We start from the raw sequence: 14,838 nt of genomic DNA on the forward strand, positions 1-14,838 counted from the left end.
GGTGGCGCATACCTTGGGTAACGACCTGGGTGGCCCCAAGGGCATCTGCGACACCGGAAAGCGCTGCAAGGTACCTTCCGCCGCTACCTCGTAGGCCTGCCAGATTTCCTGGTCGAGCAGTACGTAGACATAACCCTGGCGCAGGAGGCGCAACTGGTCGGTGTGCATCGGGTGAAAGATGATTTCGCTATCGTCTGCCAGGCGATAGGGGTGCCCTGTATCCGGGCGCGGGGCGTAGGCCTCGCGTAGCAGCAGAATTGGCAGGCCGGAGCGTCCGCAGGCGTTACAGGTGCCGTATGTGTTGGGGATTTCTTCCTGCATGGCGATGTGGATGGTTTTGCTGATGCTCATGAGTAACTCCTTGCCTGCGGCAGGCCGGCGACGATGTGAGACCAGGTACAGTCGTCGTAGCTGGCGAAGCGGTCCGCCAGGCGTTGCTCGCCGGCAGCTGCCTTCTCCACGTCGTGCTGGATGGTCGGGTGCTGAAGGAGCAGTGGGTGGATCATGAGCATGTGCAGGCACATGCACTGGATATCGGCACGGTCGCGCAGGCCTTGCCTGAAGGCCTTGAGGATCAGGTTCATGGCATGGGTGGGGGCGTTTTCCGGCAAGCCTGAGGAACCTGCGAAGTGCCAGGGCCCATGGGGATGCTGCACGGCACTCAGGCGATGCCAGGCGCCGAGCAGTTGAATGATCTGTGGTGCGACGTGCTGGGTCGCCCTTACGGCCTCGGGGACGGCCAGTTCGCCAGCCATGGGTTCTCGCTCGAATACCTCGCAACTGCCACAACCATCGGGATGTAGCCAGCTGCGAACAGGCCCGAGGACTTCGCCTGCGTTTTTCAGGGTTGCGCGCAGCAGCGCCAGCCGCACGGGTTCGAACCAAGCGGTGATACCGTGCGGTTCTGGTTGGCGCAGCACCTGACACTGCTGGCTGATGTGCTGGGCGATGAGGTCGGCGGGTTGATCGCTGATCAGCCAGCCACACACGTAGTGCCAGGTAGCTGCTGATTCACGAGCGGCGCAGGTCGCGCTTAATAGGGCAAGGGCTGTGGGCGCATCGCCGGGTTTGGCGAGCCGCACCAGAGCTGGCCAGCACTCGGGATCCTGCACCAGCCCGCTGCAGTCGACGCGCGTTACGGCATCACTACCCAGCGCTTCGCTGAGGGCAGCGATGCCTAGCGGGTGCTCAGGGGGGCAACCAGCGAATGGGTCGAGTAAAAGGTAGAGGGCCTCTTGTGGCTTGCGCTGCCGAGTGGCGAAGTGATCGACCGACTGCACGTAGCCCTGTGCGGACTGGCTCGACATGAGAAGTTCCTTTTCTTCTTGATGGCGAGCAGAAACCTAACGGGGAATCAATACTGCAGGTAGTTATTGGCTTCCTAACCAGTTGTAGGATTTTTCGCTTTCGGACGAGATGGTCGTATCGCTCAGGACCTAGGGGATTCCGTTTCAAAGCATTGGCGCATCACGTCAAGGTAACGCCGCGCGCCCAGGCCCAACGGGCGCGACTTGACCCAGATGATGTCCACCCACAAGCGCAACCGGCTTGCCATGTTGTCGAAGCGCACTTCGGCCAGCGCGCCCGAAGCAATCAACGGCTCGACCAACGGCTGCGGCAGGTAGGCCCAACCAAGGCCCGATTGCACCAGGTCCAGCGTGGCCAGGTAGCTGTCGGTCAGCCAGATGCGCCGCGACAACACCATGCGCGGGTCCGACCCGGTGGCCTTGCCCGAAGCCACGATTATTTGCCGCTGTTCGGCGAACGCCTCTTCCGGCAACGGCATGCCGTTGTTCTGCCCGACTGGATGGCGGGGTGAGGCGACGGCCACCAGCAATTGGCTGCCAGCCTCCAGGAATGACTCGCGCTCGTCGATGCCAGGCCGTTCGAAGACCAATGCCAATTGCACGCTGCCGTCATGCAGCAGGCGGATGGCTTCGGCCTGGGTGGCCGAGCGCACCTCGATTTCCAGGCTGGGAAATTCCTGGGCGAGCGTTTCCAGCGGCTGGCTCCAGCGGCCAGTCTGCAGCTCTGGCGCCATGGCGATGGTCAGGCGCTTCTCCAGGCCCTTGTGCAGTTGCAGGGCCTGGGCGTCGAGCAGGTTGAGCTGGCAGATCACCTGCCTGGCCTGGGGCTCCAGGGCCAGGGCGGCGCTGGTGGGCAAGGCTTTGCGCGTGGCCCGGTCGAACAGCACCAGGTCCAGCTCCGCCTCCAGTTGGGCGATGGCCATGCTCACGGCCGAAGGCACACGCCCCAGCTTGCGCGCGGCGGCAGAGAACGAGCCTGCCTCCAGCACCGCGAGGAAGATTGCCAGGGAGTCGCTGGTAAAGGCCATTGTCAGTAAACCTGATGACGAGGAAGCGTTGTGGCCGAAAAGTATGAACATTCCTCGGCCAGCTTCGCAATTCTTTACAGGTCTTCGGAGAGCACCCGATCAATGCTGTCGACAAAGTAGTCCACGCTCGCCCGGGTGGTGCACATCGGCGGCTTGATCTTGAGGATGTTCAGGTAATCGCCGGTCGGCTGCATGAAAATGCCCAGGTCACGCAGGCGGTTGCACAGGGCCATGGTTTCCTCGGTTGCCGGTTCCAGCGTTGCGCGGTCGCGCACCAGTTCCAGCCCCAGGTAGAAGCCCGAACCATGTGCCGCGCCGGCCAGCGGGTGCTTGTCCACCAGTGCCTGCAGGCGCGCCTTGAAATAGCGCCCGGTGTCTCTGGCGTTATCCCACAGGCCTTCCTCCTGCATCACATCCAGCACCGCCATGCCGATGCGGCAACTGACCGGGCTGCCGCCGGCCGAGGAGAAGAAGTAGCCCTCGGCCTCCAGCGCTTCGGCGATCTCGCGGCGGGTGATGACTACGCCCAGTGGCTGGCCGTTACCCATACCCTTGGCCATGGTGATGATGTCGGGCACCACGCCCTGTTCCTCGAAGCCCCAGAAGTACTCGCCCAGGCGGCCATAGCCGACCTGCACCTCGTCGGCGATGCACACGCCGCCACGGGCGCGAACCTTGGCATAGGCCTCGCGCAGGTAACCGGCCGGCAACGAAATACCACCGGCATTGCCGTACACCGGCTCGCAGATGATGCCTGCCAGCTGGCGGCCACGGGCGTCGAGGTCGGCCAGCTTGGCGTCGACGTCGCGCAGGTAGTCGGTGGCGCTGTCGGCACCACGGAAGCGGCCGCGGAAGGTGTTCGGCGCCTCGACCGGGTGCACCCAGTCCGGGCGGGTTTCCAGGGCCTGCGGGTTGTCGGCGATGGAAGTGGAAATGGCATCGGTGGCCACCGACCAGCCGTGGTAGGCCTCCAGCACGCTGAGCAGGTCGCGCCCGCCGCTGTAGGCCCAGGCCAGGCGAATCGCCAGGTCGTTGGCTTCGGTGCCGCTGTTTACCATGAACACCCGGTCGAAGCCTTTGGGTGCCAACTCCAGCAGGCGTTCCGAGAACTCGGTGATGGCCGCGTAGTGGAAGCGCGAGTTGGTGTTCAGCAGCGACCACTGCCGTGCCGACTCGGCGACCATGCGCGGGTGGCCGTGGCCCAATACAGCAACGTTGTTGAGCATGTCCAGGTACGAGCGGCCCTGCATGTCGATCAGGTAGTTGCGCCAGCCGCGTTCGATGTGAGGCGGTTGCGCGTAGTAGTGCTTCTGCGAGCGGGCAAAGCTGGCATCGCGGCGGGCCAGCAGGGCCTGTGGGTCCGGCAGCGGCTCGGCATTGCAGTCGAAGCCCAGCAACGCAGCTGGTGACGGGCACAGGGCCAGCCAGGCGGCCGCCTGGGATGGGGTGGCGAAGAACGGCGGCTGGAGGCCGCTATCCAGGCACAGCTGCACGCTGAGGAAGCCACAACTGCTGCCCAGCGACTGGCCTTTTTCCACGGCCTGGCCATCTGCAGGCGCATCTTCCAGGCCTTGCAGCCACAACGCCCAGTGCGCGCTGCGCAGGCAGCCACGGCCGTCGCCATGGCGTTGCCAGGTACCGGCATCTGGCGCTTGCACCAGGCTGCCGTTGGGTACATGAAGCTCGACGCCCAGGGCACAGGTGGCAGGCTCTTCGGGGCGGTCGATATGGGTTTGCGACAGGCGATACTGTCCGTGCAGGCTGCAGGCAGGGGCCGGTTGCGTGGTCAGCAGGTGCTGGTCGAAGCCTGGTTGCTCCCAGTTGCCCGCCTCGCAATGCACGCTGAGTACACCCAGGTCGACGCGCGTCACTGCCTGACCATCCAGGTCCGGCAGCAGGAGGGCGCAGCCGCTCAGGTCCGGCGTGGCTGGCTGCAGGCCAGCAGCTTGCAGGATGGCCGCTTCCATCAACGCGAAAGGCACGGCGGTGGCAGTGTCGAAGATCTCCCATTCATGGGCGATGTTGTCGCGGGTGTACTGGTTGCCGGGGTCGACGGCAAGTTGCTGTTCGCTGCTCAGCACCAGCACGGCAGCGCGATTGAGCACCAGTGGCCACAGCGCCCGCAGTTCGGCTTCGCTCAGAGGGTTGAGCGCCTGGTAGGCACGCACGGCCGGCAGGATGCGCAGCGGGTCGCCCTCGGCGTGGTGCAACAATGCAGCGCAGGTCACCGACAGGTCGGCGATGCGCCAGGTGCGCAACAAGTCGCCGAAATCGATCACCCCTTGCAGCTGCCATTGGCGCTCGCCATCGCGGGCCCAGACGGCGTTGTCGTCGGTGATGTCCAGGTGCACGGCCTGGCTTGGCAGCTGGTCGATCAGCGGCGCCAGGTGCTCGGCGGCCAGTTGGGTGGCCCGCTCGATGCGGGCGCGTTGCGCGGCGTTGCCCAGCACCGGCAGCAGGTGCTGGATCAGTGCCTGGGCGTGCTGCGGGTCCCATTGCAGGGTGCGTGTAAGGCCCGGGTGCTCGAAAGTGGCCAGGGCTTTGTCCAGCCGCGCGCAGAGCCCGCCGAGTTCGGCCATCAGGCGTGGTTCCATGTGCTTGAGGCGGGTCAGTGGCTGGCCGTCGATGTAGTCGAGCAGGCGCATGCGCAGCGGTTGCCCGTCTATTTCCAGCGCCAGCAGCATCTGGCCATCGCTGGCCGGGCGCACGGCGGGCACTGGCAAGCCCTGTTCGCGCAGGTAGGCCAGGGCCGCGTGCTGGGCCTCGAGCTCCAGCTGGGCGTAGCTGCCGTGGCAGGCCTTGAGCACGAAACGGCCTTGTGGTGCGTCTACACGGAAGTTCAGGTCCTGTTGGCTGCCCAGTGCCGTCAGGTTGCCGGCAATGCCGTAGTGCGTCTGCAGCACGGCATGTGCCTGGGCTTCGGTGAGCGACGGGCTGGGGAGGCCGGAGCGCTGGATCAGCGTGGTCAGGGCAGGGGAGGCGGGCTGGTGTTGTGGGCTGGACATGGGGCTCTACCGTTGCTGCTGGGGTTGACGGTGGAGAATTTATGCCCGATCTGGCTGATGATGGAAGACGATTGTTGTCAGAAAATTTGATGATGGCTTTCGAACCGACCTGCCTGTACGCCTTTACATTAAATTATTCTCTGCCAATAATTATTGGTATTCAATAATTTCGGATAAAGCCATGATCGACATCTTCCCGCGCCGTGAACTGGCTGCCGACATGGCCAGGCAGCTGTTGAAACCGTCCGCCCTGGATATCGGCTTGAGATCAGGGCTGTTTTTCTCCGGGCTGCGTAGGACTGGCAAAACCACCTTTTTAAAGAACGACTTGATCCCTGCCCTGGAGGAAATGGGTGCATTGGTGATCTATGTCGACCTCTGGAGTGATACCCAGACCAGCCCGGTCGTGCTGGTCCTCGCCGCAGTGCGTAAAGCCATTGCTGATCTTCAGAAACCTACCTCGGCTTTCTTGCAGAAACTCAAGGCCCTGCGTGGCGCGGAGGTCGAAGTGGCTGGGCTGAAGTTTGGCTTTAACCTGGAAACCTTGGGCACAGAGGGCGGTGTCACACTTGCGGAAGCGCTGACCGAGGTTGTGGACCAGGCCAGGACTGACGTTGTGCTGGTCGTCGACGAGGTGCAGCAGGCAATCACAACCGAGGACGGCCAGCAGATGATGCTGGCACTCAAGGCTGCGCGCGATGCCATCAATCCGCGCCCGAACACGCCAGGGCACTTCCTGTTCATCGGTACCGGCTCTCACCGGGCGATGGTCAACGAGTTGACCGCGCGGCGTAACCAGGCTTTTGCCGGTGCCACAAACGTGCCGTATCCGGTGCTGGACAGGGACTATGTCGAATTCTGGCTCAAGCGGCTCGCAAAAGATGGCCTGGGCAACTTGCCGTCGCTGGATGTCGCGGCACAGGCATTCAAAACGCTGGGCAGCAGGCCCGAGGAGTTAATTCGTGCACTTCGGCAGTTGGTTCACTCACCTGCGTCCGGGATGGGGCCGGATGAGGTGCTGCCGGTAATCGCATCAACGCTGCGGTCGGCGGCTGCTGACCTGGAGCTGATGAAAGTAGAGGAGCTGGGCGTCCTGGCTGAGGCGATTTTTGCCCGGATCGCATCGGTCGAAGGCGATGCGCGTGGGGTATTCTCCAACGAAGCGGCGGCCGAGTATTCGAAGTCTGTGGGGCGTGAAGTGCGTGTCGAAGAGATACAGCCGGTTGCCAACGAACTGCTGGCCGCTAACCTGATCATGCGTCGGGGGCATGGGCTGTATGGGGTGACCGACCCCTTTGTACAGGAGATCTGGCGCGAGCGGCAGGAGTTGTTGGGCCGGCTCTGAGCTGCATCTACGTAGGCCAGCTGGCGCCGGCCTCCCGGGGTGTGCAATCTCTCGTGGGGAGGGCCTTGTGTCGCGAAACGGCCGCAGGGCGGCCCCCAGATTTCTGCATGAAAGCATAAATCGCCGGGGCTGCTTTGCAGCCCTTTGGCGACACGAGACCGCTCCCATATGTGCGTTATGGCCTGTGATGCCAATCAGCGCATCATGCCCAGCTCGGCATCATCCATCAGCGCCTTGGCCATCGCACTCAGGTAGTAGGCAGCCCAGATCATCATCGGTTTCTCGTCCATCAGGCCGGTGATGGTCAGTTCGCGTACATAGCCCATCAGCTCTGAGGATTGCTCGCGGGCATCGCGGCAGGGGATGCCGGGCTCTATTAACCGTCACAGCCTGTCAAAGCTGTATCGCTGATCTTCAGCGACCAACCGAGACTAGAGCCCAGCCAGAGCAGCCGCAACGGAAAACACGCGGCAGGAGTATGTTTGGGAAATGGCCTGCAAGGAAGGGGATAAGTCTGTTTTTTACCTCGCCGAAAGCGGGCCGCTTTGCGGCCCATCGACGGCAAGCCAGCTCCCACAGGGATAGCGCACGGCTTGAAGCCGGCGCGGTCAAAAGCTAACTAGCCGCATCCACTTCCAAGAACGCCGCCTCCAGCAACTGCCGGGTATACGGATGCTGCGGCGCATGGAAGATCGCCTGCGCATCCCCTTGTTCCACCACGTGCCCATGCTTGATCACCATCAACTGGTGGCTCAACGCCTTGACCACCGCCAGGTCATGGCTGATGAACAGGTAGGTCAGGTTGTATTTCTGCTGCAGATTGCGCAGCAACTCCACCACCTGCCGCTGCACCGTGCGGTCCAGCGCCGACGTAGGTTCATCCAGCAGGATCAGCGCCGGCTTCAATACCAACGCCCGGGCAATGGCAATGCGCTGGCGCTGCCCGCCGGAAAACTCATGTGGATAGCGATGCCGCGTGCGCGGGTCCAGCCCCACTTCCTCCAGGGCCGCAATAATTGCAGCTTCCTGTTCCTGCGCGGTACCGATGCGGTGGATGCGCAACCCTTCGCCGACAATGTCCTCCACGCACATGCGCGGGCTCAGGCTGCCGAACGGGTCCTGGAACACTACCTGCATTTCCCGGCGCAACGGGCGCACGGCCTTCTGGTTGAGACCTTCCAGATTCTGCCCATGAAAGCGAATGCCGCCCTGGCTGGAGATCAGCCGCAAGATCGCCAAACCCAAGGTCGACTTGCCCGACCCGGACTCGCCGACAATCCCCAGCGTCTGCCCTTGCGGCAAGCTGAAGTTGATCCCGTCCACTGCCTTCACATGGTCGACCGTGCGCCGCAGCAGGCCCTTCTTGATCGGGAACCAGACCTTGAGGTCAGCCACCTCCAGCAACGGCGCGCCTACCGGGTTGTGCGCCGGCAGCCCGCTGGGCTCGGCATTGATCAGCATCTGCGTGTAGTGGTGCTGCGGGGCGCTGAACAGCCTGGCGCATTCGGCCTGCTCGACAATCTGCCCGTGCTGCATCACGCACACGCGGTGGGCGATGCGTCGTACCAGGTTCAGGTCATGGCTGATCAGCAGCAGGGCCATGCCCAGACGTGCCTGCAGTTCCTTGAGCAGGTCGAGAATCTTCAACTGCACGGTCACGTCCAGTGCCGTGGTCGGCTCATCCGCAATCAGCAGTTCCGGCTCGTTGGCCAGGGCCATGGCGATCATCACCCGCTGGCGCTGCCCGCCGGACAGTTCGTGCGGCAGGGCCTTCAGGCGCTTGCGTGGCTCGGGAATGCCGACCATCTCCAGCAGTTCCAGGGTGCGCGCCGTGGCCTCCTTGCCGGTCAGGCCTTTGTGCAGCAGGAGAATTTCGTTGATCTGCTTCTCGATGCAGTGCAGCGGGTTCAGCGAGGTCATCGGCTCCTGGAAGATCATCGCAATGCGGTTGCCGCGAATGCGCTGCATGGTCTTCTCGTTCTGCTGCAGAAGGTCCTTGTCCTCATAGCGGATGCTGCCGCTGGGGTGGCGCGCCAGGGGATAGGGCAGCAGGCGCAGCAGCGAGTGCGCGGTGACCGATTTGCCCGAGCCACTCTCGCCCACCAGTGCCAGCGTCTCACCCTTGCGGATGTCGAAGCTGATGCCGTTCACCACGCGGTGAGCCTGGTCACCGGTGACGAACTCCACCGCCAGGTCGCGCACTTCGATCAGGTTCTGTTCACTCATGTCACTTCCTCGGGTCGAAGGCATCGCGGGCGGATTCGCCGATGAACACCAGCAGGCTCAGCATCAGCGCCAGCACGGCGAAGGCGCTGATGCCCAGCCATGGGGCCTGCAGGTTGGACTTGCCCTGGGCCACCAGTTCGCCCAGTGATGGTGCGCCCGGCGGCAGGCCGAAGCCGAGGAAATCCAGGGCGGTGAGGGTGCCGATGGCGCCGGTGAGAATGAACGGCATGAAGGTCATGGTCGAGATCATGGCGTTCGGCAGGATGTGCCGGTACATGATCGCGCCGTTGCGCATCCCCAACGCGCGGGCTGCGCGCACGTATTCCAGGTTGCGCCCACGCAGGAACTCGGCGCGCACCACGTCCACCAGGCTCATCCACGAGAACAGCAGCATGATGCCCAGCAACCACCAGAAATTGGGCTGCACGAAGCTGGCGAGGATGATCAGCAGGTACAGTACCGGCAGGCCCGACCAGACTTCCAGGAAACGTTGCCCGGCCAGGTCGACCCAGCCGCCATAGAAGCCCTGCAAGGCACCGGCGATCACGCCGACGATGGAGCTGAGCACGGTCAGGGTCAGGGCGAACAGCACCGAAATGCGGAAGCCGTAGATCACCCGTGCCAGCACATCGCGACCCTGGTCGTCGGTACCCAGCCAGTTGTCCGCCGACGGTGGGGCCGGGGCGGGTACGCGCAGGTCGTAGTTGATGCTCTGGTAGCTGAACGGGATCGGTGCCCACAGCACGAAGCTGTCTTTCTTCTCCAGCAGGTCGCGGATGTACGGGCTCTTGTAGTTGGCTTCCAGCGGGAATTCGCCGCCAAAGGTGGTTTCCGGGTAGCGCTTGAACGCCGGGAAGTACCATTCGCCGTCGTAGCGCACGGCAATCGGCTTGTCGTTGGCGATCAGCTCGGCGCCGAGGCTCAGGCCGAACAGGATCAGGAACAGCCACAGCGACCACCAGCCACGGCGGTTGGCCTTGAAGCGCTCGAAGCGCCGGCGGTTGAGGGGGGACAAGGCCATGTCAGTGCTCCCGGCTGGCGAAGTCGATGCGTGGATCGACCAGGGTGTAGGTCAGGTCGCCGATCAGTTTCACCACCAGCCCCAGCAGGGTGAAGATGAACAGGGTGCCGAAGACCACCGGGTAGTCACGGTTGATGGCTGCCTCGAAACTCATCAGGCCGAGGCCGTCGAGGCTGAAGATCACTTCGATCAGCAAGGAACCGGTGAAGAAGATGCCAATGAACGCCGAAGGGAAACCGGCAATCACCAGCAGCATCGCGTTGCGGAACACATGGCCGTACAGCACCCGTGGCCGGCTCAGGCCCTTGGCCTTGGCGGTGACCACGTATTGCTTGTTTATCTCGTCGAGGAAGCTGTTCTTGGTCAGCAAGGTCATGGTGGCGAAGTTGCCGATGACCAGCGCGGTGATCGGCAGCACCAGGTGCCAGAAGTAGTCCAGCACCTTGCCGGTGGTGCTCAGCTCGTCGAAGTTGTTGGAGGTAAGGCCACGCAGCGGGAACCAGTCGAAGTAGCTGCCGCCGGCGAACAGCACGATCAGCAGGATGGCGAACAGGAACGCCGGGATGGCGTAGCCGACGATGATCGCCGAACTGGTCCACACGTCGAAATGGCTGCCGTGGCGTACGGCCTTGGCAATGCCCAGCGGGATCGACACCAGGTACATGATCAGCGTGCTCCACAGCCCAAGCGAAATCGACACAGGCATCTTCTCGATGATCAGGTCGATGACCTTGGCATCGCGGAAGAAGCTGTCGCCGAAGTCCAGCCGGGCGTAGTTCTTGATCATGATCCACAGGCGCTCGGGCGGCGACTTGTCGAAGCCGTACATGCGTTCGATCTCGGCGATCAGTGCCGGGTCCAGGCCCTGGGCGCCACGGTAGTTGGAGCCGGCCACAGACACTTCGGCACCGCCACCGGCAATGCGGCTGGTGGCGCCTTCGAAACCTTCGAGCTTGGCGATCATCTGCTCGACCGGGCCGCCGGGTGCGGCCTGGACGATGATGAAGTTGATGATCAGGATGCCGAACAGGGTCGGGATGATCAGCAACAGGCGGCGCAGGATGTAGGCCAGCATGTTATTCGGCCTCGTCCGCAGTGGTTTCGCTGACGGCCGGGGTTGCGCCGGGTTTGATCCACCAGGTGTCGATGCCGATGTCGTACTTGGGCGAGACGTCCGGGTGGCCGATGTGGTTCCAGTAGGCCACGCGCCAGGTCTTGATGTGCCAGTTGGGGATCACGTAGTAGCCCCACAGCAGTACGCGGTCGAGAGCCCGGCAGTGGTCGATCAGGCTCTGCCGCGAATCGGCGTTGATCAGCTGTTCCACCAGTTGGTCGATGGCAGGGTCGCGCAGGCCGATGAAGTTGCGGCTGCCGGAGTTGTCGGCGGCGGCACTGGACCAGAACTCGCGCTGCTCATTGCCCGGCGAGTTGGACTGCGGGTAGCCACCGACGATCATGTCGTAGTCGCGCGAGCGCAGGCGGGTGATGTACTGGGAAACGTCGACCCGGCGGATGTTCAGGTCGATGCCGAGATCGGCGAGATTGCGTTTGAACGGCAGCAGAATGCGTTCGAACTCGGTTTGTGCCAGCAGGAACTCGATGCTCACCGGCTTGCCTTGGGCGTCGACCATCTTGTCGTCGACGATTTTCCAGCCCGCTTCCTGCAGCAGCTTGTAAGCCTGGCGCTGCTGTTCGCGGATCATGCCGCTGCCGTCGCTGACCGGGTTGCGGAAGGCTTCGCTGAACACCTGCTCGGGTACCTTGCCACGCAATGGTTCTAGGATTTTCAGCTCGTTGGGGCCGGGCAGGCCGCGGGCGGCCATTTCCGAGTTTTCGAAGTAGCTGCCGGTGCGGGTGTAGGCGCCGTTGAACAGCTGCTTGTTGGTCCACTCGTAGTCCAGCAGCAGGCTCAGCGCCTTGCGCACGCGCACGTCCTGGAACACCGGGCGGCGGATGTTGAAGATGAAGCCCTGCATGCCGGTGGGGTTGCCGTTGGGCAACTCTTCCTTGATCAGGCGGCCATCGCGTACGGCGGGTACGTTGTAGGCGGTGGCCCAGTTCTTCGCGCTGACTTCCAGCGCATAGTCGAACGCACCGGCCTTGAGTGCTTCCAGGGCGACGGTGGTGTCGCGGTAGGAGTCGAAGGTCATGACGTCGAAGTTGTAGAAGCCACGGTTGATCGGCAGGTCCTTGGCCCAGTAGTCCTTGACCCGCTCGTAGCGCACCGAGCGCCCGGCCTTGACCTCGGCGACCTTGTACGGGCCGCTACCCAGCGGGATTTCGAGGTTGCCGCGGTTGAATTCGCGGCTTTCGTACCAGTGCTTGGGCAGTACCGGCAACTGGCCGAGAATCAGCGGCAGCTCGCGGTTGTTCTTGTGCTTGAAGGTGAACAGCACTGTCAATGGGTCTTCGGCGACCACTTCGGCGACGTCGGCATAGTACTGGCGGTACAGCGGCGCGCCGTCCTTGATCAGAGCATTGAAGGTGAACACCACGTCTTCGGCGCGCATAGGGTGGCCGTCGTGAAAGCGTGCCTCGGGGCGCAGGTAGAAGCGCACCCAGCTGTTGTCCGGGGCCTTTTCGATCTTGCCGGCCACCAGGCCGTACTCGGTGAACGGCTCGTCCTGGCTCTGGCGCATCAGAGTGTCGTAGATGCTGCCGATATTCTCGGCCGGCACGCCCTTGTTGATGAACGGGTTGAGGCTGTCGAAGCCGCCGAAGCTGGACTGGCGGAAGGTACCACCCTTGGGGGCGTCGGGGTTGACGTAGGCGAAGTGCTTGAAGTCGGCGGGGTACTTGGGGGGCTCGTCATACAGGGTGAGCGCGTGTTGCGGTGCAGCCAGGGCGGGAAGGCCCAGGCAGGCAAGCAACAGGCTGCCAGCCAGCCGGCGCAGTCGGTGGGTTGGCGTCATTGGGCTTTCTCCGAAGTCTTGATCCACCAGCTGTTCAGCCCAAGGGTGTAGGGCGGCGTGGTGACGAAGGCGAACCGGTTGCGGTAGGCCAGGCGATGATTGTCGAGGTACCAGTTTGGGATCATGTAGTACTGCCATGAGAGCACGCGGTCCAGGGCGCGGGCGGCGGCGACCTGGTCATCGCGGGTGCGGGCGGCGAGCAGGGTGTCGAGCAGATGGTCGACCACCGGGTCCTTGACCCCAGCATAGTTCTTGCTGCCTTTGGTCGTGGCCTGGCTGGAGTGGAAGTACAGCCACTGTTCGAGACCGGGGCTCAGGGTCTGGTTCAGTGTCATCAGGATCATGTCGAAATCGAACTGGTCAAGGCGTTGTTTGTACTGGGCGCGGTCCACGGTACGCAAGCGCGCATCGATGCCTATGCTGGCCAGATTTTCGACATAAGGTTGCAGGATGCGTTCAAGGTTGGGGTTTACCAGCAGCAGCTCCATGCGCAACTGCCGGCCCTTGCTGTCGACCAGGCGCTGGCCGTTCAGCTTCCAGCCGGCCTGGTCGAGCAGGCCGAGGGCCTGGCGCAGGGTCTGGCGGCTGATGCCACGGCCATCGGTGCGGCTGACCTTGTAGGGTTCGCTGAACAGGCTGGCCGGCAACTGGTCACGGAACGGTGCCAGCAGCAGCCACTCCTTGCCGGTGGGCAGGCCGGTGGCGGCGAATTCGCTGTTGGGGTAGTAGCTGGTCGAGCGGCGGTAGGCACCACTGAACAGGGCGCGGTTGGTCCACTCGAAGTCGAGCATCAGCCCCAGTGCCTGGCGTACCCGTGGGTCGCTGAAGGTGGCCCGTCGGCTGTTCATGAACAGGCCCTGGGTTTGCGTGGGGATGCGGTGCGGGATCTGCGCCTTGATCACCTCGCCTCGGCGCACGGCCGGGAAGTTATAGCCGTTGGCCCAGTTCTTCGCCTGGTGCTCGATATAGATGTCGAACTCTCCGGCCTTGAATGCTTCGAAAGCGACCGTGGCGTCGCGGTAGAACTCGTACTCCACGCGGTTGAAGTTGTACTTGCCACGGTTCACCGCCAGGTCCTTGCCCCAGTAGTTCTTCACCCGTTCGAATACCAGCCGGCGCCCAGGCTGGACCTGGGTGATGCGGTAGGGGCCGCTGCCCAGCGGGGGCTCGAAGGTGGTGGCCTTGAAGTCGCGCTTTTGCCAGTAGTGCTTGGGCAGCACCGGCATTTCGCCAAGGCGCAGGATCAGCAGCGGGTTGCCTGCGCGCTTGAAGACGAAGCGGATGCGCAGTGGGCCGAGGATGTCCACCCGCTGCACTTCCTGCAGGTTGGTGCGGTAGATCGGGTGGCCATCCTTGAGCAGGGTGCGATAGGAGAAGGCCACGTCTGCCGAGGTGATCGGCTTGCCGTCATGCCAGTGGGCTTCCGGGCGCAGGTTGAATACCACCCAGCTGCGGTCCTCGCTGTACTCCACCGAGCGGGCGATCAGGCCATAGCTGGAGGTCGGTTCGTCGCCGGACGGGTCGTACTGGCCGGTGCCGACCATCAGCGGCTCGTTCAGCTCGCTGATGCCGTATTGCTGGAAATTGGGCGTGGTAATCGGGCTCGACCCCTTGAAGGTGTAGGGGTTGAGGGTGTCGAAGGTACCGAAAGCCATGGCCCGCAAGGTACCGCCCTTGGGCGCTTGCGGGTTGACCCAGTCGAAATGGGTGAATGTGGCTGGGTACTTGAGCGTGCCGAACTGCGCGTATCCGTGGCTTTCGCTCACCATCGCGGCTGCGGGAAAGCTCAAGGCCAGGCTGAGTGACAGCAGGAGGGGACGTATCAAGTCGGCATCCGATCCAGAGGCGTTGGGCTTTGATCGGGGTACAGTAACAGCTTGGTGGGGTTGGAAAAAGAGTGCGAACTTGAGGATGCAAGGGGCTGCCTTGCAGCCCATCGCCGGGGGGCCCCCGCCCCCCCCCGACGGGCGGCGTGGAGAGGGTGGGGGGCCGGG

General features: G+C 63.4%; 11 protein-coding genes. 1 reads left to right on the forward strand and 10 read right to left on the reverse strand.

Annotation, left to right across the window (positions count from 1 at the left end; all coding sequences use genetic code 11):
* The 4 genes from IRZ77_RS25785 to IRZ77_RS25800 all read right to left on the reverse strand — a co-directional run.
* Positions 1-351, reverse strand: a 351-nt coding sequence (locus IRZ77_RS25785; protein WP_329603769.1) for a toxin VasX, incomplete at its 3' end; no start/stop codon positions are given.
* Positions 348-1,307: a hypothetical protein gene (locus tag IRZ77_RS25790; RefSeq protein WP_153671727.1), complete on the reverse strand. Its 960-nt coding sequence runs from the start codon at positions 1,305-1,307 to the stop codon at positions 348-350. The genes IRZ77_RS25790 and IRZ77_RS25785, both read right to left, overlap by 4 nt.
* 122 nt (positions 1,308-1,429) lie before the next feature.
* Positions 1,430-2,335, reverse strand: coding sequence for a LysR family transcriptional regulator (locus tag IRZ77_RS25795; RefSeq protein ID WP_153671728.1), 906 nt, complete (start codon positions 2,333-2,335; stop codon positions 1,430-1,432).
* A gap of 74 nt (positions 2,336-2,409) precedes the next feature.
* The gene (locus IRZ77_RS25800) at positions 2,410-5,340 is read right to left on the reverse strand and encodes an aminotransferase (protein ID WP_153671729.1); all 2,931 of its coding nucleotides are present in this window, start codon (positions 5,338-5,340) and stop codon (positions 2,410-2,412) included.
* A 181-nt stretch (positions 5,341-5,521) separates the two neighbouring features.
* Between IRZ77_RS25800 and IRZ77_RS25805 the strand changes: the two genes are divergently transcribed.
* Complete coding sequence (locus IRZ77_RS25805; RefSeq protein WP_108481837.1) at positions 5,522-6,685, forward strand: ATP-binding protein; 1,164 nt, start codon at positions 5,522-5,524, stop codon at positions 6,683-6,685.
* 194 nt (positions 6,686-6,879) lie between these two features.
* Here the strand turns inward: IRZ77_RS25805 and IRZ77_RS25810 are convergent, their stop codons facing one another.
* The 6 genes from IRZ77_RS25810 to IRZ77_RS25835 all read right to left on the reverse strand — a co-directional run bounded on the left by IRZ77_RS25810 (position 6,880) and on the right by IRZ77_RS25835 (position 14,670).
* A complete protein-coding gene (locus tag IRZ77_RS25810; protein WP_080958485.1) occupies positions 6,880-7,062 on the reverse strand; it encodes a DUF3077 domain-containing protein in 183 nt (60 codons plus the stop codon).
* Between the two features lie 238 nt (positions 7,063-7,300).
* Positions 7,301-8,911, reverse strand: coding sequence for an ABC transporter ATP-binding protein (locus tag IRZ77_RS25815; RefSeq protein WP_046615573.1), 1,611 nt, complete (start codon positions 8,909-8,911; stop codon positions 7,301-7,303).
* A gap of 1 nt (position 8,912) precedes the next feature.
* A complete protein-coding gene (locus IRZ77_RS25820) occupies positions 8,913-9,932 on the reverse strand; it encodes an ABC transporter permease (RefSeq protein WP_046615574.1) in 1,020 nt (339 codons plus the stop codon).
* Position 9,933: 1 nt separating this feature from the next.
* On the reverse strand, positions 9,934-11,007 hold the full coding sequence (locus tag IRZ77_RS25825) for a microcin C ABC transporter permease YejB (protein WP_009686399.1): 1,074 nt from the start codon (positions 11,005-11,007) through the stop codon (positions 9,934-9,936).
* 1 nt (position 11,008) lies between these two features.
* Positions 11,009-12,844 (reverse strand): extracellular solute-binding protein, encoded by a 1,836-nt coding sequence (locus IRZ77_RS25830; RefSeq protein ID WP_153671730.1) that lies wholly within the window; start codon positions 12,842-12,844, stop codon positions 11,009-11,011.
* Positions 12,841-14,670, reverse strand: coding sequence for an extracellular solute-binding protein (locus tag IRZ77_RS25835; RefSeq protein WP_230386565.1), 1,830 nt, complete (start codon positions 14,668-14,670; stop codon positions 12,841-12,843). Before IRZ77_RS25835 ends, IRZ77_RS25830 begins: the two co-directional genes overlap by 4 nt.
* Positions 14,671-14,838 lie beyond the last annotated feature (168 nt).

The sequence above is a fragment of the Pseudomonas pudica genome, from assembly GCF_015680405.1.
Taxonomy (GTDB): Bacteria; Pseudomonadota; Gammaproteobacteria; order Pseudomonadales; family Pseudomonadaceae; genus Aquipseudomonas; species Aquipseudomonas pudica.

Excerpts from the sequence above, each read along its gene's own strand:
- IRZ77_RS25790 (WP_153671727.1), bottom strand. The coding sequence starts at position 1,307 with ATGTCGAGCCAGTCCGCACAGGGCTACGTGCAGTCGGTCGATCACTTC.
- IRZ77_RS25795 (WP_153671728.1), bottom strand. The coding sequence starts at position 2,335 with ATGGCCTTTACCAGCGACTCCCTGGCAATCTTCCTCGCGGTGCTGGAG.
- IRZ77_RS25800 (WP_153671729.1), bottom strand. The coding sequence starts at position 5,340 with ATGTCCAGCCCACAACACCAGCCCGCCTCCCCTGCCCTGACCACGCTG.
- IRZ77_RS25805 (WP_108481837.1), top strand. The coding sequence starts at position 5,522 with ATGATCGACATCTTCCCGCGCCGTGAACTGGCTGCCGACATGGCCAGG.
- IRZ77_RS25815 (WP_046615573.1), bottom strand. The coding sequence starts at position 8,911 with ATGAGTGAACAGAACCTGATCGAAGTGCGCGACCTGGCGGTGGAGTTC.
- IRZ77_RS25820 (WP_046615574.1), bottom strand. The coding sequence starts at position 9,932 with ATGGCCTTGTCCCCCCTCAACCGCCGGCGCTTCGAGCGCTTCAAGGCC.
- IRZ77_RS25825 (WP_009686399.1), bottom strand. The coding sequence starts at position 11,007 with ATGCTGGCCTACATCCTGCGCCGCCTGTTGCTGATCATCCCGACCCTG.
- IRZ77_RS25830 (WP_153671730.1), bottom strand. The coding sequence starts at position 12,844 with ATGACGCCAACCCACCGACTGCGCCGGCTGGCTGGCAGCCTGTTGCTT.